Origin of the sequence: Streptomyces anthophorae (assembly GCF_049310305.1) — a bacterium.
GTDB lineage: Bacteria > Actinomycetota > Actinomycetes > Streptomycetales > Streptomycetaceae > Streptomyces.
The window spans coordinates 1,664,687-1,687,878 of record NZ_JBLWQQ010000001.1 but is presented as its reverse complement, the minus strand read 5'-3'; the positions used below and the strand labels follow the sequence as shown (position 1 = coordinate 1,687,878).

Genomic DNA, 23,192 nt, shown 5'->3' with positions numbered 1-23,192 from the left:
GATCACTCACGCCGTGAGGCGCAAGCTGCACAGGGTCAGCCGGACGGAGAGTACGGCGGGTCGGTGCCGGGTGGGTTGAGGGCGTAGGTGACGCCGGTGGCCGTGTCGGTGTCGTAGCCGGTGTGGAAGGCGGCCTGGTAGGCGTCGTCGCCGATGAGGCGGCGGGCCTGCTGTTCGCACGCTTCACGGGCGGCGATGAGTTCGGGCATGCCCTTCTGGGGCGGGCCGAGGGTGTGCCAGGCCTGCTCGGCGGTGCCGAGGAGCCGGGCGGCCCGCTCGGCGTGCCCGGTGGCGATGGCCGTGGTGGCGAGCAGGTCGATGGCCATGGCGATGCCGATGCGGTCGTGAAGACGATGCTTGCAGTCGAGAGCGGTGCGGGCATGGATCGCGGCCTCTTCCGTGCGTCCCACTCCCAGCGCGGCGAGGGCGCGCAGGTAGTCGCCCCACGCGCGGCACCAGATCTCGCCGCGCCGGTCGCATTCGGCGCACAGCTCGTCGGCGACGGCCGCGGCCCGGTCGAACTGCCCGAGGTGGAAGTGGACGAAGGCCCGGCTGCCCAGTGCCATGAACCACGCCCCGCCGTAACGCCCTTCTGGCGGCGGCAGGTTCGGTACCGCGTCGAGCACCTCGGCCGCCCGTAATTGGCGACCGCTCTCGGTCAGGCCGATGCCCTCAAGGCAGATGGCTGCGATAGGAGCGGTCTCGTCGGTGTCCTCGGCCACGGCCTGCCTGAAGGCGGCGGTGAGGCGGCGGCGGGCCTCGTCGTCACCCTGGATGGAGGCGGCGCACCCGCAGGCCCACAGGGCCTTGGCTCGGGCCGGTCCGGCTTCGGTGTCGATCGCCAGGGCCCGCTCCAGGTAGTGGCGGCCTTCCCGGATGAAGCCGCAGGCGATCCAGAGGAACCACAGTGCCCCGCCGATCTCCAGCGCGGTGTGCCCGTCTTCCTCGGCGAGGCAGAAGTCCAGTGCTGCGCGGAGGTTGTCGTGCTCGGTGGTCATCCGGTCGCGCCAGGCAATCTGGCCGGCCCCCATCCAGGCGGCATCCGCGCGATGGGACAGTGCATGGAAGTAGTCCCGGTGCCGGTGGCACAGGGTGCGTTCCTCGCCCAGGCCGCGCAGCCAGCCCGCGCCGTACTCGCGGATGGTGTCCAGCATTCCGTAGCGCTCACCGTCCCCGGTCCGCTGCCGGGTCAGGAGGGAATGCGCGGTCAGCCGGGACAGCAGGGCCGGGATCGTCTCGTCGGGCAGCCGCTCGTCCGCACACACCCGGCGGGCCGTCTCCGCGTCGAAACCGCCCGCGAACACTGACAGTCGTGCCCACAGCAGCCGTTCGTGCGGGGTGCACAGTTCGTGGCTCCAGCCGATTGCCGTGCGCAGGGCCTGGTGCCAGGGAGGGTCGGCGTCGGGCACCACCTCTTCGGTGGTGCCCAGGACGGCGAAGCGGTCTTCCAGCCGTGCGGTCAGCTCGGTCACGGACAGCTCGCCCAGCCGTGCCGCGGCGAGTTCGATGGCCAGGGGAAGCCCGTCAAGGCGTCGGCACAGGCGTATCAGATCTGCCCGGTCGGCGTCGGTGACCGCGGCCCCGGGGGCGGCCTCGGCGGCCCGCTCGCTCAGCAGGACCACCGCGTCGGACTGCCACGCCGCCGTGTCGTCGTAGCAGCCGTCGCCCTCGGGCAGCGGCAGTGGGTCGATCGTCAGCACCCGTTCTGCGGGCAGGCCCAGCGGGAGGCGGCTGGTGACCAGCACGTGCAATCCCGGCGCGGCCGCCAGCAGCAGCTCAACGGTCAGGGCGCAGCCATCGATCAGGTGCTCGCAGGTGTCCAGGACCAGCAGCAGTTCGCGGTCGGCGAGGTAGCCGGCGAGTACGTCGATCATGGGGCGGGTCGTCTGGTCGGCCAGGGGCAGGGCCTCGGCGATGGCGTGTGCCAGCAGCGTGTCCTGCCGCAGCGGTGACAGCTCCACCAGCCAGGCCCCGTCCCGGAACCGGGGCTGCATCGCGCGCGCCGCCTCGAGGGCCAGGCGGGTCTTGCCGACCCCGCCGACGCCGGTCAGGGTCACCAGCCGCCCCCGCCCGCACGCCTCCCGTACCTGCGCGAGCTCCGGCCCGCGGCCGACCAGCCGCGTCGTCTCAGCGGGCAGATTCCCGATCCCCTGGTGCAGCTTCGTCGTCTTCATGACCGTCTCACGCCAATTCGATCCGGCCCCGTGGTTCATGCCACGGGCCTGTTCCGGGGAGGAGTCTCCCGAGGCACCGCACGAAGCATCAGCGGAAGGACGAAAGTGCCCAAGAGCAGGTGATGGCGGATGTTGGCGCAGTAAGGAGGCGGTCATGCCGTGCAAGGAAGCGGACAGACCGAGTGGTAATTCGGTCATGGCCGACATGCACGACGCACGGACCGCAAGGGGGCCCGACGTCACTGCCGGACCGAGAAGGACCATCACCTCGCGATGGTCTCGCCACCGGCCGCCCCGTTTCGGTGTTCGGTCCGGGAGTAACGACTCAACCCGCGCACTGCGCGTCAGTCAACGCCACACCGGACCAGCGATCAGATGATCCGAACGAAACGGCCCAGTGGTGCTTCGTCAGGTCTGGTCGTTGGGTCTGATCAGGAGCATGTTTGGGTGTGTGGGCGCACATGAAGTGAACTGTCTGCGGGCTGGAACTCTTCGTTGCGGATGTGTTCGCGTCGGTGCCGCGCGCGGACCAGCGGGGCGGGGCGAGTGCTATCTGCGCGGGCTGATGCTGGACTGGCGGCGCAAGTCGATCCAGCCGATGGCCTACCGTCTGCCAGACGGGAACATGCAGGCCCTGCTATCGCGAAGACGCCCGGCCCCTGAGGGACTTGATCGATGCCACTACACCGTTCGAGCAGGTGACCTGGCGGCGCGGCAGCAAGGGCCCGCTGACCTCCCGCTTCGCTGTCCTCCAGGTCCGGCCCGCGGGCGGAATCGCCCGCCGCACCGCCCAGGAACAGGTCGGCGGACGGGCGCGCTGGGACGGCGTGCTGCCCCTGCGGACCCTGCTGGTCGAACAGGGCGACGGTCCCAGCGGGCCGACCGGCTACTGGATGAGCAACCTGCCCGTCACCACACCGATGGCCGACCTGGTGCGCTTCGCGACGCTGCGCCGGCGCAGCGAGCACGACTACCGCGAACTCAAACACGGCCTGGGCCTGGACCACTTCGAGGGCCGCACCTGGCGCGGACGGCACCACCACGTCACCCTCGTCACCGCCGCCCAGGGCTTCCTCACCCTGCGACGGTACGACCCCAAAGCCCCGACCGAAGCCTCAGCTTCTACCACGCCCTCAACACCCTGCGGGACCTCCTGCGGTGCTGGACCGGCATCTGAGCCACCTGCGGCCAACCACTCACCAAAGCCAGAACCTCACGAAGCACTACTAGGCGGTCGCCAGTCGGGGGTAGTTCTCAAGAATGAATGTGTGGAGGAGGGCGTGGGCTGCTTGCAGGTCGCGCAAGGTCTCCTCCAGGCGATCGACCGCCGTCTCGACGTCCGCCACGGGAGCCTCCCCGAGTCGGGACAGAAACCGGCCCCTGTGCTCGGTGATCCAGGTCGCACGGTTCGACACGGCTTCTTCGAATGCGCCCAACAGGTCAGGGCAGTAGATGCGCAGCATGCTGCGGAGGGTGCGTCGAGAGGCGGCCCGATTCCGCGAACGCCGCCATCGCGTCCACCAAGGAACCGCAGGATCGACCACAAGGTCGATGTCCGCCGTGGTGATCTCGATGTAACCAGCCGAGAACATGCCCGGTGTCGTCGTTTGGGCAAGGACCGGCCCTGCCATGCGGACCGGCCCCTCGAATCCGATCCGCCGCGCTTCGAGCACCTGGCGAGCGTATGCGTTGGTCACTTCCGCGCTCTTGCACCAGTCGTCGAGGATGACGAACAGCTCCATCAGGCCTTCGCGTGCGTCGGGCCAGCTTCTTTCCGGAGGAGCGAGGGTGCTTTTGATGCCCTGCACGATGCCGGTTCCGGCTTTCGCCACTGCTGAAGCTTCCGGACCTGTCAACACGGCTTCCCCCAACTCTGCGTCCACTTAGGTCACTTCCAACCGTCTCGTGGTGTGTCCGGGGCGTCCAGAGCAGTGCCGTACTCGGTGCGACCCGGAGTCCGCTCTTGACGGGCTGATGCCGGAAAAGTGGTTTCCCCTAAGGGAAAAGGTTCTGTCAGGGCAATGAGTGGATGGCCCCATGTCCGAGCCTCACGAGCCCACAGCTCAGGAGGCCGCCGAGGGGACAAGGCGCTCCGGAGCATCGAGCAGCGCCGCGCCCAGGCCCACGACGGCGCCGGTGCGGCGCGCTGGGGGACGCGGTGTTCGGCGTCGCGATCTTCGTGATGCTCGCCGCAGCGGACTTCTTCGGTTCCGGCGTCACGGGCTGGGTCACCCCGTGTTCGCGGCGCTGACCGTCGTCTACGTCGTCATGCTGAACACCCGCCCTGGCTCGGCGGTGCTCGGGCATCGCGCTCGCCCTGCCCCCCCCGCACCTCGGCGTGCACGCGTCGTACTGGCGGACGGCGACGGGCGTTGTGCTGGGGGGGTGCGCTGATCCTCTTCGGGCGACGGATGCAGCGTGCGCTGTCCTCGGTGGCGACACGTGAGCGGCACACCGCGGGAAGTGCTCTCAGTGGCCGCACTTGAGGGGGTACGTCGGCAAGCGGCCGCGCACCTGGGTGAGCCCGAACGATGCGGGCCGGGGAGCGCTGGAGAGCCATGTCGCCGCCCTGGAGCGGGTCGTCGAGACATCCCGCCGCCTCTCGGACGACGCCGGGAGCTGACGGCGGACGGGCTGGAAGCCGTGGTGGCACACTTTCGATCTGGCACATCGGCGCGAGGGGCGTCCGGGGACAGGGGCAGGGGGAGGTGTGGCCGGTGCGCGGGCGAGTGCATGACGTGGTCTGGGGGGCGGTGCGGGTGGTGTTGGCCGTCGTGCTGCTGGGGGCGGCGTGGCAGCTGGCACGGAGCGCGGAGCGTGACCGCTCCGCCGACCTCGACTTCCCACGCCTGGCGATACACGACGCCCAAGGGCGGGACACCGGCAGGCTGAAGGTGTGCGGGGACCGGTACCGGGAGCCGTTCTGCATGCGGGCGGAGCAAGTGGCAGTGGACGAGGTGCTGCTGAAGCTGAACAAGAAGACCGGGGCCCGCTACGAGTTCGAGTTCGGCCGGTCCGGCGGGCGCACGCTGGCCATCAAACTGGACATCGACTCCGCGGACCGGGACCTTGTCGAAGCCGCCGACGGTCGCGGAAGGGCAACCCTGTTCTGGTGGCGCGATTCGGTGCGGCTGCTGGATGTGTCGGCGGGCGGTGAGCAGCTGACGCTGCGCACAGCGCACTACCCGGGCCGGGAGTTCGTGCTCCCCGCCGCGTTCGGGGCGGCCCTCGCCGGGCTGGGCGCGGCGTTCCTGTGGTCGGGCCTGTGGCGGATCGGACGTGGGGGCGTGTCCCGGTTGAACTGGCCGTGGCAGACGGTGGTGCCAGGGGCGACGTTCATCATGGCAGGGCTGGGCGGGGCCCTCGGCGCGATGTTCGCGGAGAACCGGCCCTGGACGATGGCGTGGACCGCGGGTGCCGTGGGTGCGGTGAGCGCGATGGGCATGGCCTGCTGGGCGATCCGGTTGATGCGGCGGAAGCTGCCGGCACTGGCGCGGATGGAGCCCATCGCGCCGGTGGCCGAGCGCCGCTTCCAGGGCACCGTGTGGGGTCCGGGCCCGTGGCAGCTGCTGTCGATGGGATGGCTGCGGACCGGGCCGCAGGGGCTTGCCGCCGTATCCGGACCGGCCGCCGGCACCGGCAGTTTCGGGATGCGGCTCTTCCCCGGCACTCTGCGCCTGGTTCGGGTGCGGCCACCGCACCGTGACGATCCGCTGCGGCTGCGGTTCGGCCGCTACGGGCGCACGGACGGGGCGGAGGAGGCGCAATTCGGGCTCGTCGCCGAGTGCGAGGCACTGGACGGACCGGTGCCCGGCGCGCGCATACTGATCGGCGCGGGCAGCGAGGACCTGCCGTACGTGCTCGGCGCCCTGTCTGCCGCCACGCCCTCCCCGCTCTCCCCGCCTTCCGCCTAAGGTCCGTCCCATATCTGCCCGGGCGTGGGTGGTCCATGGGCAGTCCGTCGCTCTCAAGCGGTGAGTTGAGAGACTCCTGTCATGGGATCTTGGGGAACCTTGGGGCCGGCGCTGTTGTCTCTGGCAGGCGTTGCGCTCGGTGCAGTCGGGTCACTATTCGGCCAGTACCTGGTGTCGCGAGCAAGCGGCCGGCAGCTTGAGATGCAGGAGTCGGCCGCGCACCGTGCGGAGCTGAAGAACGTGATCCTGAAGTTCGTGAGCATCGCGTCGCAGGTGGAGAAGGCCGCGTTCACGCTGCCGTTTAATGGCGGGACCGTCGCGGATCCCGTGCTCGACCAACTCGTCGATGACCTGTGGCTTGCGCAGGCGGAGATCGACCTGACGGCCAGAAGCGAGTCTCTGCGGGGCGCTACGCATCGTTATGCGGCGCGCCTCGCTGAGGCGGCCCGAGGCGAGATAGCCAACGTGTCGTCACTGCGTGGGCCGCAGGTGCAGTTCATGGACGCCTCGTATGACGACCTGTGGCCCGGACAGCGACGCGCGGCCGGGGATTCCCCGGCACCTCCGTGAGGCGGGACGGCGGGTGAGACGATCTTGCCGTTGCTGGTGTGATCACGGCGTCGGAACCCTCCTGGACAACCCCGTTTTCCGGGCCGAGCCCGTCCTGCTTCCGCAAGCTGATCACGGCGTTGCGCCGCGAAGGCGTGGAGCCGGTGCGCAAAGGCCGTCCCTGGAGCCTTCCGCTGGAAGACCGCGTGATGCTGGTGAACGCATACCGGCGCACGAACTTGACGCTGCGCCAGCTGGCCCCGCCGTTCGGCATCTTGAAGTCCACGGCCGACCGCATCATCGACCATCTCGGGCCGTCGCTTGCGCTCCGGTCCCGCAAGCGGTTCCGTAAAGACACGGTGCTCATCGTGGACGGCACTCTCGTCCCTACCCGAGACCACACGCTCGCCGAACAGGCCAAGAACTATCGGTACTCCACCAATCACCAAGTCGTCATCGAAGCCGACACCCGTCTGGTCGTCGTGGTCGGCCGGCCGTTGCCGGGCAACCGGAACGATTGCAAGGCGTGGCAGGAATCCGGGGCAAAGGCCGCCGTCGGCAACACCATGACGATCGCCCATGGCGGCTGTCCGGACACCGGACTCGTGATGCCGCACCGCCGCAGGGCCGGTGAGGAGCTGCCCGACTCGAAGAAGGAACACAACCGTTCGCACAGGCAGCGACCTTGTCGAGGATCTAGTTGGCTGTCGTGGCCCGGATGGAGGTCTGCGGTGCGGCTCGGCGTCGGCGCGTAGGGCGGGGCCATGCGATGGGCACCGCCCGGGGCCGTCGTGGGGCCCGGGGATGTCACGGCAACTCGGCCGGATGTCAGTGGCGTTGGTTAGTGTGTACGCAGTTGACGAGACCCTTGAAAGGCACGGTGCATCGGTGCGGACGGCGAACCGTCGAGGCGCGGCTGCAGAGTACCTATAGGGGCGCCTGGCCGGCGCTCTCCTGTGGCGACGCCCATCGGGCGGCGACGTCGTGACACGGCCCCGGCAGCGGGACGACTCCTGCCCCGGTATCCGTGACGGCGCTCTGACGATGCCGTGGAGGGCCCTTCTTGTCCGCAAACACTTCCACCTGCGACCACCGCGTGCACCACGTAGTGGTCGTCGCTCTGATCTCCGTCATCATCGGGCTCACCTCCGGGATCGGTCTTGCCGCTCTCGGACAGTCCCCGCTCGCCGCTGTCGCTTCAGGTGGGGCGGTCGTGCCGGTCGTCTTCTCCGCCGGCATGATCGCGGTCACGTACGTGAAGCGGCAGGCGTAGCAGGCGACTTCGTGGGGTGTCTTCTTCAGGCCACCCGGTGGTCCGGAGCGTGACCAAGCCGGGAGTGCGGGGTTGAGCAGGCGATGTCCCGTCGTCGTCGAAACAGGGAGAACTCCCAGATGCACATCCGCTCCGCCACCGGCGCCCTCCTCCTGGCCCTGGCCGCCTCCGTCGCCTGCTCCACCCCGGCTCCGGCCGCCGACCCCGAGCCGGGCACCGGCACGGTCGTCCTGTCCAACGAGGCGTACGACAGCCTTGTCCGCGCCGATGAGGACGAGCAGGAGCTGATCCTGACGAACCCGTCCTACCGCGAGGCATGGCTCTTCTGCCTCGGCTCCACGGAACCCAGTCACGTGGAACGGAACGCATGGGGCCAGGGGTACGTGTGCATTCCGGACGGCGCGGTGCAGTAACCGCGCCGTCCGGCTGACGGACACCGTGGGGGTTGTTCCACTTCCGGCCGACCGATGTCCACCCGGAGGTCCACCCATGGGTCCAGGTGGTCGAGGCATGGCCGCAGCAGTCTTATGGGCATGACTACGACCGAGTGGATCACCGACATCGCTCTCCTCCTTGTCGTTTTCCGGCAGCTGCGGGAGGGCCGGCTGGACTGGCGGACCTTCCTCATCCCGCTGGGGATCGTGGCCTTCGTGGCCCACCAGTACCTCGAATCCGTACCGACCGGGGGCAACGACCTGGTGCTGATCGGCACCCTGGTGGCCACGGGCGCCGCACTCGGCATCGCCGGCGGCGTCTACACCAGGGTCCGGGTCTCCGGGGAGCACGTCCTGATCAAGGCCGGCGCGGTCTCGGCGGTGCTCTGGGTGATCGGCATGGGCGCGCGCATGGGATTCCAGCTGTGGACCGAGCACGGCGGCGGCGACTACGTCGCCCGCTTCAGCATCACCCACCAGATCACCAGCGACCAGGCGTGGGTCGCCGCGTTCGTCCTCATGGCCCTCACCGAGGTCGTCACCCGGCTGGCCACCATCTTCGTACGCGGCCGCATGGTGGCCGGGCGGCCGGCGCCGGAGACGCGTCCTGCCCTGAGCGTCGATCGCAGCGCCTGATCGTGGGCTATCGTCGCGCCGTGCCAGTACCTGAGCGCCGTCCGGACCCCGCGCCCGCCCCGGAGTCCGGGCACCCGGCGCTTCCCCGCAGAGACCCCAGGATGCACTGGGCCGTCACGCTCGTGGTCATCGCCAGCGGCTTCCTGACGGTCCGCCCCCTCGGCCTCAGCGGCCGGGGCCTCGCGGTCGCCGCGCTCCTCGTGCTGTGCTCGGCCGCGCTGCTGGTCCGTCAGCTGCCCGAAGCCAGGTTCTCCCCGCGCGTCGTCCTCGTAGGGATGTCACTGGGTGTCGTCGCGTCCGCCGCGTTGATCGGGGTCAGTCGCACCGGCTCCAGCTATCTGTTCGCCTACTTCCTCGTCGGCCACATCGGCTACCGCTTCCCGCTCAAGTGGTCCCTCCCGCTGGCCGCGTCCAGCAGTCTCCTGTGCGCCGCGGTGCTCCACTTCCACTTCGGCCCGGGACACCACCAGCTGGCATGGGGCCTGGGACTCACCACGGGCCTTCCTGTGGTGGCGGGCATCCTCAGCCGGAGCAAGCAGCGCGCGCTGGAGGCGGTGATCGTCGCGGCCGAGTCCTCCGAGCGTGCCGCACGAGCCGAGGCCCGGACCGCCGTGCTGACCGAGCGCAGCCGGATCGCCCGAGACGTGCACGACGTGCTGGCGCACTCGCTGGCGGGGATCAACATGCAACTGGAGCTCGCCGACGCGCTGCTGGAAACCGGCGACCTGGACAAGGTCCGCGAGGCGAACCACAAGGCGCACAGCATGGTCAAGGAGAGCCTCAAGCAGGCGCAGTGGACGGTGCACGCGCTGCGCGAGGACGCACTGCCGCTGGTCGCGACCCTGACCGCGATGCTGGAGTCGTCCGGCCACCGGGACGCGCTCACGGTCATCGGCCCCGTCCGGCCGCTCTCGGCGGGAGGCACCCAGAATCTGCTGCGGATCGCGCAGGAGGCCCTGACCAACGCCGGGCGGCACGCCCCCGGCGCGACCGTCGCGGTGCGGCTGACGTTCGCGGAGGCGTCGACGACGCTGACGGTCCGCAACGGGCCGGCCACCCGTGAAGTGACCGCGGGACTCGGCAGCGGGATGGGGCTGATCGGGATGCGCGAACGGGTCGCCCTGCTGGATGGCACCCTTACAGCGGGACCGGTGCCGGAAGGACCGGACGCAGGCGGCTGGCAGGTGGAGGCAGTGATCCCGGATGAGAGTGTTCCCCGATGAGTGAACAGGCCGATCAGCAGAGCCGGTTGAGAGTGATCGTCGCCGACGACCAGGCCGCCGTCCGTGAGCCTCTGGCCGCGGTGCTCGCCCTGTCCGAGGACATCGACGTGATCTTGGCCGCGGCCAATGGCACCGAAGTGCTGGCCGCGGTGGCGGCCGGGCCGGTCGACGTGGTGCTGATGGATCTGCGGATGCCTCAGATGGACGGCATCGAGGCCACCCGCAGGCTGAGTGAGGAACACCCCGGTGTGGCGGTGGTCGTGCTGACCACCTTCGCCGACGACGACTCCATCCTGGCCGCCCTGAGCGCCGGAGCCCGCGGGTACCTGACCAAGAACGCCGGGCGGCAGGACATCCTCCGGGCGATCCGCGCGGCCGCCGCCGGTCAGTCCGTCCTCGACCGCGAGGTCCAGGACCGGCTCCTGGCCACGGTACGCACCACCGCGCCGGCCGCCACCCAATCGCTGCCCGCGGACATCACACCGCGCGAGCGCGAGGTCCTGACGCTCATCGGCCAGGGCCTGCCCAATCGAGCCATCGCCGAGAAGCTGTTCATCAGCGAGGCCACGGTCAAGACCCACATCAACAACCTGTTCGCCAAGGCCGACATTCGCGACCGCGCCGACGCCGTCCGCCGCGCCATCGCCGCGGGTCTGGCCTGACACGCCCGTACGGAGGGCCACGCCACAGGTCCGACCGGGGCCCGCCGACACGCGCGGGCCTGTCCTCGCCGAGGAACTTCGCCGCCTGCCGGACGATCCCCAGCTCGGTCTCCAGCTCGCGGATCCGCCGGCGCGCGGCCCGCAGCTCGGCCGACTCGCTCGACGGCGTTCCCGGCCGCCGCCCGTGGTTGATGTCGTCCTGCCGCAACCACTTCGACAACGTGACGGGATGGATACCGAGTTCGACCGCGGTCTGCTTGGCCTGCTTGCCGGCCCGGACCAGGGCGATGGCCCGCGCCCGGAACTCCGGAGGATAGGGACGAGGCATGTTTGAGGATTTCCCACAGGGTGGAGATGGTGCGACTCGGATGCCGAAGAGGGCGAATTCGCCGTGGGTGCGACGGTATCCCCGGCCAGGGTTCTCGGTGGCGAGGCGGAGTGTCAGGCGGCGGATCGAGGCGTGAGTGCGGGGGCGGCCGGGGCGTCGCCTGATACATGCGCGGGCGTGGCGGTGCTTGAGTAGCTCGCGGTGCCAGCGCAGGACGGTGTCCGGGCTGACCAGGAGCCGGAGTCGGCGCAGCGTTGCGCGGGGGAGCGGATTGTGCGGATGTAATTTCCGGCACGCACAGGTGCAGGAACAGTCCAGCAGGACGTCCACTCCCTGATGCCGCTGTAGATCGGCGGCGAGTCGGCTGCGGCGACATCGACAACTGGCGCGCCGCCCCGCGCGCTTCGTTGCCGCCTGCCGCCTGCCGCCTGCCGCCTGCCGCCTGCCGCCTGCCGCCGAGCACGGGCCGTGACGGCATGTCATGAGGCCTGATCCTGTGGGCTCGAATATTCATCGCCGCTGCGGTGGGCGCGGTGCGCGTTGTAGCGCCTCTGTATTCGGCTCGGACCTGGCGCGTATCGGCCTCGTCGAGGACGAAGACGTGATGGAGGACCTCTCGACGGAGGGTGCCGGTGGCTCTCTCGCAGTGGTGTTCGCCTCGGTGCGCGGACCGGCGTCTTGATGATCTCTAGGTTCTCGTCCTGGAACACGGCGTCGAAGGCGGCGATCGAGTGTCCGAGCCGGGCCGGTTCGCGGCCGTCCTGGACCGCGGCGCTACTGGGAGTGGTCCCACCGACGGGCGACCAACTTGCCGTGCCATGCGAGCAGTGTGCCGGTCGTGACCGGGAAGACGTGCGTCCAGAGGCGGAGAACCGCCCGTTGGAGGCGATGGCGATCACGCTGTTGGGGAGCGGGGAGCGGGGAGCGGGGAGCGGGGAGCGGGAAGCCGGTGTTTCCTCCGGAGGTATGGCGGAAGCGATCAAAATCGGCCATTTGGCTGTTTATGGATTTATGGATTCCGTTTTCCTTGTCCTTCTGGCTGTGTGAAACCGGTGTTCAGCCTGTTAAACATGTGTCTCTTCTCGCTGTTTTCGGCCAACCCTTTAATGCCTTCTGTGGATTCCCGAGGGGTGTCGTTACGCTCATTTGGGAGCGCGACGGGGGCGGCCTGGCGCGCCGTATTCTGAGGGAGGGAAAATGCGCGAGTCGAACGACGAGCAGAAGATCCTTGAGGAGATTGAGGACCTCGACTCTCTGGAGGTTCTGGAGGCGGAGGACCTCGACGACAGCGTCGCGTTCCACGCGTTCCGTTTCAGGAGCTAGCGCCAACGCCAGTCAGGCGTGATGCCGGTGGGCGGGACGGGCGACCGGCCCGCCCACCGGTGCGGTGAGATGGTGCGTACAGCGCTCGGCGCGTTCTGCCAGAAAGGTTTCACGGCCCCGGTGGGAATTTATTTTCGGTTGTTCCGGCATCGGCGTTTCGCCGGCCTCTGTTCCGGTCAGATTGTTTCTCTTATCGGCGACGCGTTTTTTCCCATCATTGTCGTGGTGGCCGCCGCGAAGGCGGGAACTCCCGCGGAGACCATCGGCGCGGTGTTCGCCGCGCGTTTTGTCGCACTGGGGGGTGTCGTCCTCTTCAGCGGTGCGCTCCTGGACCGATTCGATCCGGTGCGGGCCGCAGTCGTCGCGGACTCCACGCGGGTCGTCGCCCTGGCCGTACTCGCCCTTGTGTGGGGCGGACGGCTGGACGCCGTCGTCGTGGCCGTCGCTGTGCTCGTCGGTCTGTGCGAGGCGGTGAGCGAACCCGCCCTGCTGGTCATCGCGCCCCGCGTCCTCGACGGGACGGGCCCGACGGCCACGGACGGGACCGCCGAAGGCCCCGCGCCCGCCGAGGACGCCGAGGTCACCGCCGCCTACGGACTCCTGGAAGGCCTGCGCAACGCCTCGGGGATGGTCGGCCCGGCCCTGGCCGCGGCCGTGGTCGCCGGGCTCGGCTCGTCCGCCGGCGCCGTCCTCGCCGCGGTCGCCTTCGGCCTGTCCGCCGTCGCCACGCGCTGGGCGGGCGCGCACCTCCTCGCGGGTTCCCGGGCCGGCGCCTCGGCGGAGAAACCGGACCCCACCCGCGAAGAGCCGGAGACATCCCGCCCCGATGGCGACGGCCCGGGCGAGCCCGAGCCGTCCCTCCTGCGCTCCGCCCTGCAAGGGCTGGCCGTCCTGTGGCGCATCCCCTGGCTGCGCAGTGTGCAGCTCCTCGCCGTCGTCCACGTGGTGTTCGCCGTCGGCCCCTGGATGGTCGCCCTGCCCGTCTTCCTGGTCGAGCGCGGGCACAGCGCGACCCTCTACGGATTCGTCCTGGGGGCCTTCGCCATCGGCAGCGCCGTCGGAGCGCTGGTCGGCGGCAGGATCGGCGGCCCCCGCCGAGGCCTGTACGCACTCGCCCTGCTCGCGCTGTACGGCCTGACCGTGCTGGCGCCGGTGGCGAGCGGCTCGCTCGTGTTGCTGACCGCCGCCTTCGTCGCGGGCGGCATCGGGCAGCAGGCGTTCGACGTGGTCAAGATGACGGGACTGCGCAGGGACGTTCCGGAGGAACTGCACGGCCGCGCCTTCTCGGCGGACTTCTTCTTCTCCTTTGCCTCCCTGCCGCTCGGCCAGCTCCTCGGCGCTGCCCTGCTCCGCTTCACCGACCCTCGCACGATCATGCTGTGGGGCGGCGCCCTCGTACTGGTCTCGACCGCCGCGGTGATGCTGCGCCCGGACGTCCGCCGCTTCTCCTCCGCGCCGGCGGCCGCATCCGTCCCTGCCGCTCCGGCACTCCGCGTGGAACGGTGATCGGATGCCGGTGGACGTCGATCTCTTCGAGGAGCACGGCGAGGTGGCGGCGCTCTGGCCCGACCGCCCCTACCACGGCCGTACGGTCGTGTGCTTCGACCGCCATCTCGACCTCAAACCACTGGCGCCGGGCGGCGAGGAGGCGCTGCGTGCCACCGCCGACAGGGGCGCCTCCCCGGCCGAACTGGTGCGCAGGCTCCCGGTCCGCGGGGTGCCCGGTGCTTTCGGTCTGGACGACTTCTGGTCCGCCGCCGCGATCGTCGCCGGCCTCACCGACCTGGTGTGGGTGCCCAGTTGGCGGTCGTACCGGGGCTGGCAGGCGCACGCGGTGGACGCCGTGTCCCTCATCGCGACCGGCGGCGTACCGACCGAGCCCAGGACGCGGCAGTGCTGCCTGACGGTCACCCTGTGCGGCGTCCGGCTGGCCGTCGTACCGCCTGATCTCCTCGCCCGGCACCTGGACCGGCACGTGCACACGGACGTCGTGACGGACATCGACCTGGACTGGCTGGTCGACGAACACGGTGGGTTCGAGCACACCGCGCAGGATCTGGCCGCACTCGTCGGCGCCTGCGGCGGCGAACTGGCCGCGATGACCTGGTCGACCCGGTCCGGCTTCCTGCCCTCCGAGTACCGGACCGTGGGAGCGGACATCGCCGCCCGGCTCGGACTGCGCGCACGGGAGTCGTCCTTCCTGCCCGCCACCCCCTGGCCGGAGGACCTGATGCTGCGCGTCCACCGGGGCACCGCGGCCCCCGGACCCGGCCCGGCGGACGAGGACGGGGGGCCGGAGCAGGGCATCGCCGTCGCCCTGCACGGCCTGGCCCAGGCCGCCCTCAGTCCCGACCGGGCACAGGAGTGCTTCGAGCGGGCGGCCGCGTACGGCTACCACTCCAGCTGGCTCGCCTACAAGATCGGCGCCGCCCATTACGCCAGGGGCGACCATCGCACGGCACGCGAGTACCTGCGGGAGGCCGTCCGTCTCGACCCGCAGGACACCCTCGGCGCACACGCCCGGATCATGGGCGCCCGAGCCACCCTCCGCCTGGAGGGAACGGCCGCCGCCCTGTCCGAATTCCGTTCTCTGGGCGCCGAGTTGCCGCTGCGCAGAGGGGTCTGGAAGACGGTACGGGTACTCGCCCGCGCCGAGGGCGACGCGGACACGGCACGGACCGCCGAGGGACGCCTGCGGCTGCTGGACCGGCTGACCGGGCCAGGCGCCGCCGAACCGGACGGGGAGGGCGCGTGATCGACGTACTGCTCGTCATGCCGCCCGTCAGCGAAGCCGTGCAGTTCCCCTACCTGGCCCTGCCCCAGCTGACCGCGGCCTGGACCGCCCGCGGCCACACGGTGCGCGCCCTCGACCTCAACCTGGAGTACCGCGACGCGGTGCTGGGCCGCCGCGGGCCTGCCCGGGAGCGGCCGGACGACGCCCCCGCGCGGACCGCCGGGGACATCTACCGCAGCGTCAGCGAGCGCTACCGATCGGATCACGGCGCTCTGCTGCTGAGCACCGCCCGGGACCGCTCTGCGGGTTTCGCCCAGGAGACCGCCATCCAGGCGACCGGTCGCTATGTGGCCCAATGGGCCGCCCGGGACGGCTGGATCATCTCCGGGGCGCCCCGGCTGGGACAGCTCGACAAACTGGTCGAGGCCGCCCGAGACACCTGGTCGGCGCGCTGGTGCACCGACCGGCTTGAGGCGGTGCTCGACGAGGAGCGGCCACGCGTGCTGGCCTTCTCCGTCCCCTTCTTCAGCCAGGTCGTTCCCACCCTCGTCCTGACCAGCCTGCTCAGACAGCGCCGACGGGACCTGAGGATCGCGCTCGGCGGGCCGACCGTACAGATGTGGGCGGCCCTCCTGCGGCGCCGGACCGAGGCGGCCCGCTCCGTGGACCACTGGTGTCTCGGCCACGGCGAGGACTTCCTCACGGACATCCTGCCGCCGGGGCCCGCAGGCACGGCGGCTCCGGTCCGGGAGCGGGGGCCCCTGCCCGAACCGGCCGCGGAGGGCCTGCGCGACGCGTTCGTGCTCAACGACCAGTCGATGCCGGACTTCGGCCAGTTCGACTTCGCCGACTACAGCAATCAGGCCCACCAGTTCCCCTACCGCCTCACCGTCGGCTGCTACTGGGGCAGATGCACGTTCTGCTCGTACGGCAACCGCTACCGCGACGCCCAGGCCTTCCAGCAGATCCACCCCGACACTGCGGCCGGCCACCTGATCGCGCTCTCCGAACAACTCGGCATCACCGATGTGGCAGTGGCCGACGAGAACACCGGGCTGCGGCATCTGCTGCGGGTCATGGAGGCGGTACGCCGAAGGGGCGCCGAGCTGACGTTCCGGGTCCGGGCGCGGCTGGAGCCGGAGCTCGCCGACCCCGACTTCTGCCGTCGGCTGCGGGACTCGGGCTGTGTGCAGCTCTCGACGGGATTCGAGACCGCCCGTCAGGAGATCCTCGACTCCCTGGGCAAGGGACAGGACGCGGCCCACGCGGAACGAGCCGTGCTCAACCTCACCCGCGCGGGCATCGTCACCAACCTGTCCTTCATGGACGGCTACGACCATCCGCACGCCGTCGACGGCCACCACGACACCGTTGGGGTGATCCAGCGGCACCCGGCGGAACTGGGCTTGGACACCATGCAGTTGATGGTGGCCGAACCCGGAAGTTATCTGTGGGCGGACCGGGAGCGCCCCGACGACGAGCCCCTCGTCACCAACGACGGTCTGGCGTTCGCCGCGGGACGGGTCGGGGGAGCGGTGCTCGACGACACCGCGACCGAGGCTGCCCGACAGCGGTTGCTGCGGATGACCGTCGAGGCGGTACCGGACGCAGAGCGGGCCGGCCGGCCGGACCTGCCGCACCGCGCCGGCGGGCCGCCCTTTGACGGCCCGCCCGCCGACCGGCGGCTCGCCGCGGAGCCGGCGCCGCCCGCCCGCCCGCGCTTCGCGGTCGCCCTGGAGCAGGTGGGCGGCCGCTGGTACCTGGCCGACGTGGCCTGGCCTCGGATGGCGGCCGTGCCCGCCGCCCTGGCCCCCGACCGGGACGGCCGGTTCACTGCCGACGACCCGGCCTCCCGCCGCTGGCTGCACCGGATGCTCGACAAACGCCTGCTGGTGGCGGAGCCGCCGGTACCCGACGCCCTCGAAGGGGGGAGTGCGTGATGGAGAAACTCGGACTCGGGCTGGGGATGGACCTGGTCTGGGGGGAGCGGATCGGCTTCGACAAGACCGGCTCCGGCCGTCCGACCGACCACGTGGCCGCGTTCCTCGAGCGCAACGCCCACGCCTACGACTACATGTTCGTGGCCTTCCAGCCCATCGACTACGGCCCGCTCGCCGCCGAGCGCTACGTCCCGGCGTACGACCGGCTCTTCGAGCTGTTCGGCGCACGGCGCCCGCGCGCCTTCCACCACACCCTGCTCAACACCGGCAGCCCGGAGCACTACGAGCGGGCCGCGATCGCGGACTTCACCAACGCGCTCATCGAGCGCTACGGATTCCGCTGGGTCATCGAGGACCTCGGCATCTGGTCCCTGGCCGGCCGCAGCCTGCCCTACCCCATGCCGCCGGTGCTCACCACGGAGGGCCTGCGGCGGTGCGTGGAAGGCGTCGCCGACTGGGTGCGGCGACTGCGCGCCCCGCTGTCCGTGGAGTTCCCCGGCTTCACCGAAGGAGGCAGCTTCCTCGTCGGCGAGCTGGACGCGTTCGCCTTCTACGACATGGTGATCCGCGAGACCGGTGCCCTGGCGACCATCGACATCGGTCACATCCTCGCCTACCAGTGGCTGAGGGGACGCACCGGGGAGCGGATGTTCGAAGGGCTGGAGGGGCTGCCCCTGGACCGCTGCCACGAAGTCCATCTGTCGGGATGTCAGATCGTCGACGGGCGCTTTCGCGACCTGCACCACGGCGTGCTGCTCGACGAGCAGCTCACCCTGCTCGAGCACCTGCTGCCGCTGATGCCGAACCTGGCCGGAGTCACCTACGAGGACCCCAAGTCCACCGCCGAGGGAGAGCTGGTGCCCAAGTCGCGCCCCAACGCGGAACGGCTGTTCGCCCTCGTCCGTTCCTGGAAGGAGGATGGCGCCCGTGCCGCATGAAACCCTCAGGCACGACCGCATCCTGCGGGTACTGGACCGCCTGCTCTACGACAAGGACTTTCGCACCGCGTTTGCCGAGGACGGCCCCGCCGGCGAACGCGTCGCGCTCGACGAGGACCTCCGTGACGCGTTCGGCCGGGTGGACGTGTACGAACTGGCACTCGTGGGACGCAACATCCGCTCCCAAGTGGTCTCCGGTGGCGCCGGTACGGGGCCCGGGCTCAAGGTGTCCTTCCCCCGGACGCTGGACGCGCTGCGGCAGGGGCGCGGTGTCCCGGTCAACGAGGTGGCCGAGGCGTTCATCGCCTCGCCGGCCTTCCAGGAGTTCCGGGACGTCCCCTTCTCGCCCCGGGGCAGGGGCACGACCCTGCCCGAGTGCTTCCACCGCTTCCTGGCCGCACGGCCCGTCGCCCTCGACCCGTCCGGCGAACTGGAGCCGCTGGTCCACCACGAGGCCGCCGCCGCCGTCACCCGCGCGGTCGCCACCGGCGCCCACGCCACCTTCGATGTGGGGCTGCGGGACACCGCGTTCCACGGGGACGTGCTGTGCGGGTTCCGGGAGTACGCCGAGGCGCCCGCCGAATGGCAGCTGAAACCGACGATGTTCCTGGCCGGCGCCGGGCGCTGCGTGATCGGCCCCGCCCGCCGCCCGCTGTTCGACGCCCTGACCACCCTCCTCGACGGCCGACCGGACGCGCTCACGCCGTCCGTCCGGGCCTCATTGGAGGACCGCCTGCGCTCATGGGGGCTGCGATGAACGAGCCGGCGCAGATCGACACCGTGACCATCGCCGGACGGCCCGACGAGAGCGACCGGTTCGAGCCGGAGCGCTTCTACCGCGACCACTGGCGTCGGCGCCCCCTCGTACTGCGCGGCTGCGGCAAGGACTTCCTCGCCCCGGCCCTGGAGTGGTCCGACGTCGAGGCGCTGGAGGCGCGGCTGGACGGCGACACCTCGGGAGCCGGTGTGAACCGGCGGCCCGACGGCACGGTGCTCTTCGTCAACCAGGCCCAGCACACCATGCCCGAACTGGCCGCATCCTGCGCACGGTTGGCGGACCTCATGGGCTGGGACGAGTGCACGGCCGACCTGTCCGTCACCCGCGGCAGCGGCGCGGGGATCGGCTGCCACTTCGACCACAGCGACAACTTTGTCGTGCAACAACAGGGCTCGAAGAGCTGGCTGGTCGGTCGCCCGGAACACACCGGCCGCGAACGGCAGCGCAAACGCATGCTGGAGACCAAGGGGTTCGTCCCCTCCGGACGGTTCCCCGAGCCCCCGTGGCAGGTGGTGCTGCACCCCGGCGACGTCCTCTACCTCCCGCTGTTCGCCCCGCACGAGGGCGTCGAGGGCCCCGACGGCTCGGCGCAGGGCTCGATCAGCGTCTCCTTCTCGTACAACGCGCGCAGTGCGCTGGGCAGCCACCTCAAACCGCTGCTGCGTGCACTGGCCGCGGAGGACGCCTGGTGGGAGCCGCTGCCCCTGGCCGGGGTCGACGTGGACCGACTCGAAGAGGCACTGCTGCGGGCACTGCGCAACGTGACCCGCTCCGCGAAGGGGGAGACATGAGGCTGAAGGAACTCGCCGCGGACAGGTCCGCCCAGGGACTGCCCGACCTCTCGCTGATCGTCCTCGCCGGGGACGCCGAAGCCGTCGCCGCCAACGAGCAGCTGCACCGGGTCGTCGCCCGGCAGTACCTCGTGCGGCTGCTGCGCGGAGTGAAGCGGCTGCGCGAGGACCGGCCCGGCGCTTCCGAGCCCTCCCGGGTGCTGGAACTGGTGGACGGCTGGGACGTCGACGAGGCCCTGAGCTGGGCCGTCCGCCCCGATGTCACGGGCTGGACCTGGCGCAGCACCATGGCCGACGCGGACCCCGCGCAGCTTCTCGACCAACTCGGCAGGTGCCTGGCCGCGGAGCAGCCGAAGGTCTCCGTACACCTCGGCCCCTGGCGCACCGCGGCCCCGGTGATCACCACCGGCGTCGGAGCCCGCTCCGCTCAGCTGTTCGCCTGGGCCTGCGAGGGCGACGAGGATCCGCTCGACCTCGCCGCCGAGCGAGCCCGGGCCTTCGCCGCGAGGGTGCGGGCCGGGGCGGACGCCCTGGCCGCCGTGTGGCCCGAGGGCCGGGACATGGCTGCCATCGACATCCAAGCGTTCGCGGCACTGGGCAACCACCGCGGGCTGCGGCCGCTGAACTTCAGCATTCACGGTCTGCGCGGGCTGGTGCTGACCAGTGAGCGGCCCGCCTACATGCTCGCCCAGACGCTGGTCCACGAGGCCACCCACCAGCGCTTCAGCGGGATCCTCGACAGCGTGGCGGTGGTGCGCAATCCGCAGGCCACGCATCATTCGCCGTTCGTCGACGCGGAACGCCCGCTCGGGCACATCCTCCACGGGATCCTGTCCTTCATCAACGACGTCCATGCGGCCGACCGCCATCGGCGGACCGAGACCGACCCGGTCGAGCGGGGGCGCCTGGAGCGCTACTGCGCCCTGAAGACCGATCAGCTGCGCGTCGCCGAGAAGAACCTTCTCGAAGTGGCGGAGCCGACCGAGCACGGGGCCCGGATCATCGCGGGGTGCCGGGAAGCGATCAGCCGGCTGAACCATGCCTGACGGCACCACCGGCCTGCCCGCCGTCCCGCACTCTGCCGGGGAACAGGCCCTGTCCGAGGCACTTGAGACGGCCCGCACCCGGCTCGGCCCGCGGGCACGCATCGTCCACGACGAACCGGACGGGCTGTGCCGGGTGCGCATCACGCTCGGACCCGCGCAGCACGGCCGCACGCCGCAATGGGGCGTCGCCGCGTACGACCGTGCCTATGTGGCCGGCGAAGTGGCCTCCGGGACAGGGCATTTGCTCGACGACCGCGCGCTGGTGGCTCGACGCCGCCCGCTGCCCGGACCGGTGTCGGGCCCGACGCTGCTCACGCCGTCGGCGGCCGGAGTGCTGGTGCACGAGTGCTTCGGGCACACCAGTGAGGCCGACAACTATCTCGTCCACCGCAAGGCGCTCGGCCTGGGCCTCGGCGACAGGTGGACCCGGGCCCCGCTGACGGTATGGGACCGCCCGACGGCACATCCCTACGCGGGCAGCTATGTCCGTGACGACGAGGGAATCCCGCCCCGTACCGTCCCGCTGGTGCGGGAGGGCCGCTGGGCCGGCCTGCTCACCGACCGCGCCACCCGTGCGCTGAGCGCGGGACGCAGTACCGGGCACGGTCGGGGTGCGCCCGGAGCGGTGGTGCCCCGGTGCAGCGTGCTCGAGGTGGACCCGGGAACGCGGTCCGAGACCGAACTGCTCGGAGGGATCGACGACGGCTGGGTCCTGGGGACCGCGATCGGCGGCTTCTCCGTTCGCGAACACCTGATCATCGAGGCGCTGTGGGCCCGCCGGGTGCGGGGCGGCCGCCGGACGGCGGAGGTCGTCGGGCCGGTGGCCGTCTGCGCACCCAAGGTGGCGCTGGCCCGGCAGATCACGGCAGTGGGGCGCGAGATACGGGTGCACAGCTCGCCGTACGCCTGTGTCAAAGACGGCCAAGAGGTCGGTTCGACCTTGATCAGCCCCTCCCTGCTGCTGGGCCGCTGCGTCCTCCGGCCGCTCGGGCAGGTGGAGCGGCTGCTGGCCCGGACGTCCGCCCCGGTGCGCTGAAAACATCCCATCCACCACCAGGCGCTTGAGTTCGGCCGGTTCCAGCGCTTGGACCTCCCACTGGACGGGGCGCTTAAGGTGGAAGCCCAGTGGCGGGCGAACCCGGGCCGGCGTGGATCGTCCCTCTTCCCCTCGGGCGGCGGCAGCTGGTACTTGAGGACCTACCCGTCCGCCAGCAGCACGCGTTCCACCCGCTCCCAGCAGTCGGTGCGTTGCACCCCGTCGCCTTCGACGGCGGAGCCGCTTGCGTCGTAGTCGCCGAGGTAGAGCAGCGCCGCCGGCCGAGCGGGGCCCGGTCCGGAGAACGACCCGGTGCCGGGCGGTGGGGTCGCAACCATCGGACCCAGCTCGCCAGCAGGTGGCAGGCGGCCGGATTGCGGGCGATGCCGGTGGGCTGGTCGCCCGATCCGCCGTCCAGCCCTCGTGCGGGAAGTCGCCCCAGCACTCGTGCGGTTCGAAGACCCGGACCGACTCCCGCCAGAACGGCACCGGGAGCAGCGGCAGCGGGGCGTCGCTCGCCCGGTCGGCCAGCAGAATCGCCGTCCTGCCGGACGCCACGCGGTCGCGCACCTCCGGCGTCCACCTGGTGGCGACGACGACCGCGGCCGGGCCGTCGGTGGTCGGGCAGCCGGTCGACGTCAGACCGGCGAGCCGGTCTCCCGGGTCGACGACCGCGACCGGGGCGACGCCCTCCCACGGATCCCGCGGGAACACCCACAACGACCAGGAGTTGGCCGTCTCCGTGCCCGCCCCCCCGGGGCGGTGAAGGCGGCGATGCCCAGCTCGCGCACCTCACCCACCGCCGCCGTCGCTTCGAGAGCGCCCTCGGCGAACGGCGGCCCTCTGCCTGCCTGAAGACCTCGAGGATCCGGTTGACCGAAGGAGTCCGCCGGACGCCCACGCACGCCAACACCTGTCGCGATTGCAGTGACGATGTGCGAGGGCACCGGACGCCGCAGCCAGGCGTTTCGCCGCCGGGCTGAATCAAGGCGTCACGGTCCTGCACTCGAACATCCCGGGAGGGCACCAGCCCGCTACAGAACGTCCTTAGAAACGGATTAGGCGTTGACCGCCACCCAGTCGGTGGGCTTGTGCACTCCGGGGCGGGCGACCAGGACGGAGCAGGCGCCGCATTCCCCTTCGGCGCAGCGCAAGCGACACAGCAGCGACAGCAGCGGTGGCATGCCGGAAGGCGATGAAAAAGACGTGAAGGTCGAAGCTGGGGCGGCGGCTAAGCAGCCCTGCGCTGAGCGTGGCGGGCGAGGTCGGAGTAGTGATGCATCCGGGGTCGCCTCCTTCGCGCGGTCGTCATGGATCAGATCAGCAGTCGCCGCGAACTAGCTGCTGACGAAGCGGAGATCAAGAGGTGGGCTCGGCGCTCGCCGCAACAGCCGTACGCCACGAGGGTGACGG

21 protein-coding genes and 3 pseudogenes are annotated in these 23,192 nt (G+C 70.9%); 19 read left to right on the top strand and 5 right to left on the bottom strand.

Annotated features, from left to right (window positions below):
- Positions 1 to 35: 35 nt before the first annotated feature.
- Positions 36 to 2,174 carry an ATP-binding protein gene (locus ACNYS0_RS07600; RefSeq protein ID WP_422471902.1) on the bottom strand — a complete coding sequence of 713 codons (2,139 nt, stop codon included), beginning with the start codon at positions 2,172 to 2,174 and terminating at the stop codon, positions 36 to 38.
- A gap of 689 nt (positions 2,175 to 2,863) precedes the next feature.
- On the opposite strand from ACNYS0_RS07600, the pseudogene ACNYS0_RS07595 reads away from it, so the two are divergent.
- Positions 2,864 to 3,325 (top strand): annotated as a pseudogene (locus ACNYS0_RS07595) (IS701 family transposase); the annotation flags it as partial.
- A 75-nt stretch (positions 3,326 to 3,400) separates the two neighbouring features.
- On the opposite strand, the gene ACNYS0_RS07590 reads toward ACNYS0_RS07595, so the two are convergent.
- Complete coding sequence (locus tag ACNYS0_RS07590) at positions 3,401 to 4,057, bottom strand: hypothetical protein (RefSeq protein ID WP_422482920.1); 657 nt, start codon at positions 4,055 to 4,057, stop codon at positions 3,401 to 3,403.
- Positions 4,058 to 4,656: 599 nt separating this feature from the next.
- On the opposite strand from ACNYS0_RS07590, the gene ACNYS0_RS07585 reads away from it, so the two are divergent.
- The 9 genes and pseudogenes from ACNYS0_RS07585 to ACNYS0_RS07545 all read left to right on the top strand — a co-directional run bounded on the left by ACNYS0_RS07585 (position 4,657) and on the right by ACNYS0_RS07545 (position 10,865).
- The gene (locus ACNYS0_RS07585; RefSeq protein ID WP_422471901.1) at positions 4,657 to 4,797 is read left to right on the top strand and encodes a hypothetical protein; all 141 of its coding nucleotides are present in this window, start codon (positions 4,657 to 4,659) and stop codon (positions 4,795 to 4,797) included.
- Between the two features lie 94 nt (positions 4,798 to 4,891).
- The gene (locus tag ACNYS0_RS07580; RefSeq protein WP_422471900.1) at positions 4,892 to 6,088 is read left to right on the top strand and encodes a hypothetical protein; all 1,197 of its coding nucleotides are present in this window, start codon (positions 4,892 to 4,894) and stop codon (positions 6,086 to 6,088) included.
- Between the two features lie 81 nt (positions 6,089 to 6,169).
- Positions 6,170 to 6,658, top strand: a complete 489-nt coding sequence (locus tag ACNYS0_RS07575) for a hypothetical protein (protein WP_422471899.1) — start codon at positions 6,170 to 6,172, stop codon at positions 6,656 to 6,658.
- Positions 6,659 to 6,696: 38 nt separating this feature from the next.
- A pseudogene (locus ACNYS0_RS07570) lies at positions 6,697 to 7,317 on the top strand (transposase family protein); the annotation flags it as partial.
- Between the two features lie 383 nt (positions 7,318 to 7,700).
- Positions 7,701 to 7,910 carry a hypothetical protein gene (locus ACNYS0_RS07565; RefSeq protein ID WP_422471898.1) on the top strand — a complete coding sequence of 70 codons (210 nt, stop codon included), beginning with the start codon at positions 7,701 to 7,703 and terminating at the stop codon, positions 7,908 to 7,910.
- Between the two features lie 119 nt (positions 7,911 to 8,029).
- A complete protein-coding gene (locus ACNYS0_RS07560; RefSeq protein WP_327660063.1) occupies positions 8,030 to 8,323 on the top strand; it encodes a hypothetical protein in 294 nt (97 codons plus the stop codon).
- Between the two features lie 120 nt (positions 8,324 to 8,443).
- Positions 8,444 to 8,980, top strand: coding sequence for a hypothetical protein (locus ACNYS0_RS07555; RefSeq protein WP_422471897.1), 537 nt, complete (start codon positions 8,444 to 8,446; stop codon positions 8,978 to 8,980).
- A gap of 101 nt (positions 8,981 to 9,081) precedes the next feature.
- Entirely contained in the window at positions 9,082 to 10,203 is a 1,122-nt protein-coding gene (locus ACNYS0_RS07550; RefSeq protein ID WP_422482494.1) for a sensor histidine kinase, read from the top strand.
- Positions 10,200 to 10,865, top strand: coding sequence for a response regulator transcription factor (locus ACNYS0_RS07545; RefSeq protein ID WP_399231958.1), 666 nt, complete (start codon positions 10,200 to 10,202; stop codon positions 10,863 to 10,865). The genes ACNYS0_RS07550 and ACNYS0_RS07545 overlap by 4 nt, the downstream gene beginning before the upstream one ends.
- A 61-nt stretch (positions 10,866 to 10,926) precedes the next feature.
- Here ACNYS0_RS07545 and ACNYS0_RS07540 read toward each other — a convergent pair.
- Positions 10,927 to 11,193 (bottom strand): annotated as a pseudogene (locus ACNYS0_RS07540) (transposase); the annotation flags it as partial.
- Between the two features lie 1,197 nt (positions 11,194 to 12,390).
- On the opposite strand from ACNYS0_RS07540, the gene ACNYS0_RS07535 reads away from it, so the two are divergent.
- From ACNYS0_RS07535 to ACNYS0_RS07495, 9 genes are read left to right on the top strand one after another with little or no spacing between them, the layout of a single operon-like run.
- A complete protein-coding gene (locus ACNYS0_RS07535) occupies positions 12,391 to 12,516 on the top strand; it encodes a hypothetical protein (RefSeq protein WP_267884975.1) in 126 nt (41 codons plus the stop codon).
- A gap of 21 nt (positions 12,517 to 12,537) precedes the next feature.
- Entirely contained in the window at positions 12,538 to 14,022 is a 1,485-nt protein-coding gene (locus ACNYS0_RS07530) for an MFS transporter (protein WP_422471896.1), read from the top strand.
- A 4-nt stretch (positions 14,023 to 14,026) separates the two neighbouring features.
- A complete protein-coding gene (locus ACNYS0_RS07525; protein ID WP_422471895.1) occupies positions 14,027 to 15,271 on the top strand; it encodes a tetratricopeptide repeat protein in 1,245 nt (414 codons plus the stop codon).
- Entirely contained in the window at positions 15,268 to 17,190 is a 1,923-nt protein-coding gene (locus tag ACNYS0_RS07520; RefSeq protein WP_422471894.1) for a B12-binding domain-containing radical SAM protein, read from the top strand. Before ACNYS0_RS07525 ends, ACNYS0_RS07520 begins: the two co-directional genes overlap by 4 nt.
- Positions 17,190 to 18,128 carry a multinuclear nonheme iron-dependent oxidase gene (locus tag ACNYS0_RS07515; RefSeq protein WP_422471893.1) on the top strand — a complete coding sequence of 313 codons (939 nt, stop codon included), beginning with the start codon at positions 17,190 to 17,192 and terminating at the stop codon, positions 18,126 to 18,128. The genes ACNYS0_RS07520 and ACNYS0_RS07515 overlap by 1 nt, the downstream gene beginning before the upstream one ends.
- Positions 18,118 to 18,885 (top strand): hypothetical protein, encoded by a 768-nt coding sequence (locus tag ACNYS0_RS07510; protein ID WP_422471892.1) that lies wholly within the window; start codon positions 18,118 to 18,120, stop codon positions 18,883 to 18,885. The genes ACNYS0_RS07515 and ACNYS0_RS07510 overlap by 11 nt, the downstream gene beginning before the upstream one ends.
- A complete protein-coding gene (locus ACNYS0_RS07505; protein WP_422471891.1) occupies positions 18,882 to 19,697 on the top strand; it encodes a JmjC domain-containing protein in 816 nt (271 codons plus the stop codon). Before ACNYS0_RS07510 ends, ACNYS0_RS07505 begins: the two co-directional genes overlap by 4 nt.
- The gene (locus ACNYS0_RS07500) at positions 19,694 to 20,743 is read left to right on the top strand and encodes an aKG-HExxH-type peptide beta-hydroxylase (RefSeq protein ID WP_422471890.1); all 1,050 of its coding nucleotides are present in this window, start codon (positions 19,694 to 19,696) and stop codon (positions 20,741 to 20,743) included. The genes ACNYS0_RS07505 and ACNYS0_RS07500 overlap by 4 nt, the downstream gene beginning before the upstream one ends.
- Positions 20,736 to 21,779: a metallopeptidase TldD-related protein gene (locus tag ACNYS0_RS07495; RefSeq protein WP_422471889.1), complete on the top strand. Its 1,044-nt coding sequence runs from the start codon at positions 20,736 to 20,738 to the stop codon at positions 21,777 to 21,779. Before ACNYS0_RS07500 ends, ACNYS0_RS07495 begins: the two co-directional genes overlap by 8 nt.
- A 161-nt stretch (positions 21,780 to 21,940) precedes the next feature.
- On the opposite strand, the gene ACNYS0_RS07490 is transcribed toward ACNYS0_RS07495, so the two are convergent.
- Positions 21,941 to 22,117, bottom strand: coding sequence for a hypothetical protein (locus ACNYS0_RS07490; RefSeq protein WP_422471888.1), 177 nt, complete (start codon positions 22,115 to 22,117; stop codon positions 21,941 to 21,943).
- Between the two features lie 720 nt (positions 22,118 to 22,837).
- Positions 22,838 to 22,963: a hypothetical protein gene (locus ACNYS0_RS07485; protein ID WP_422482919.1), complete on the bottom strand. Its 126-nt coding sequence runs from the start codon at positions 22,961 to 22,963 to the stop codon at positions 22,838 to 22,840.
- Between the last annotated feature and the right edge of the window lie 229 nt (positions 22,964 to 23,192).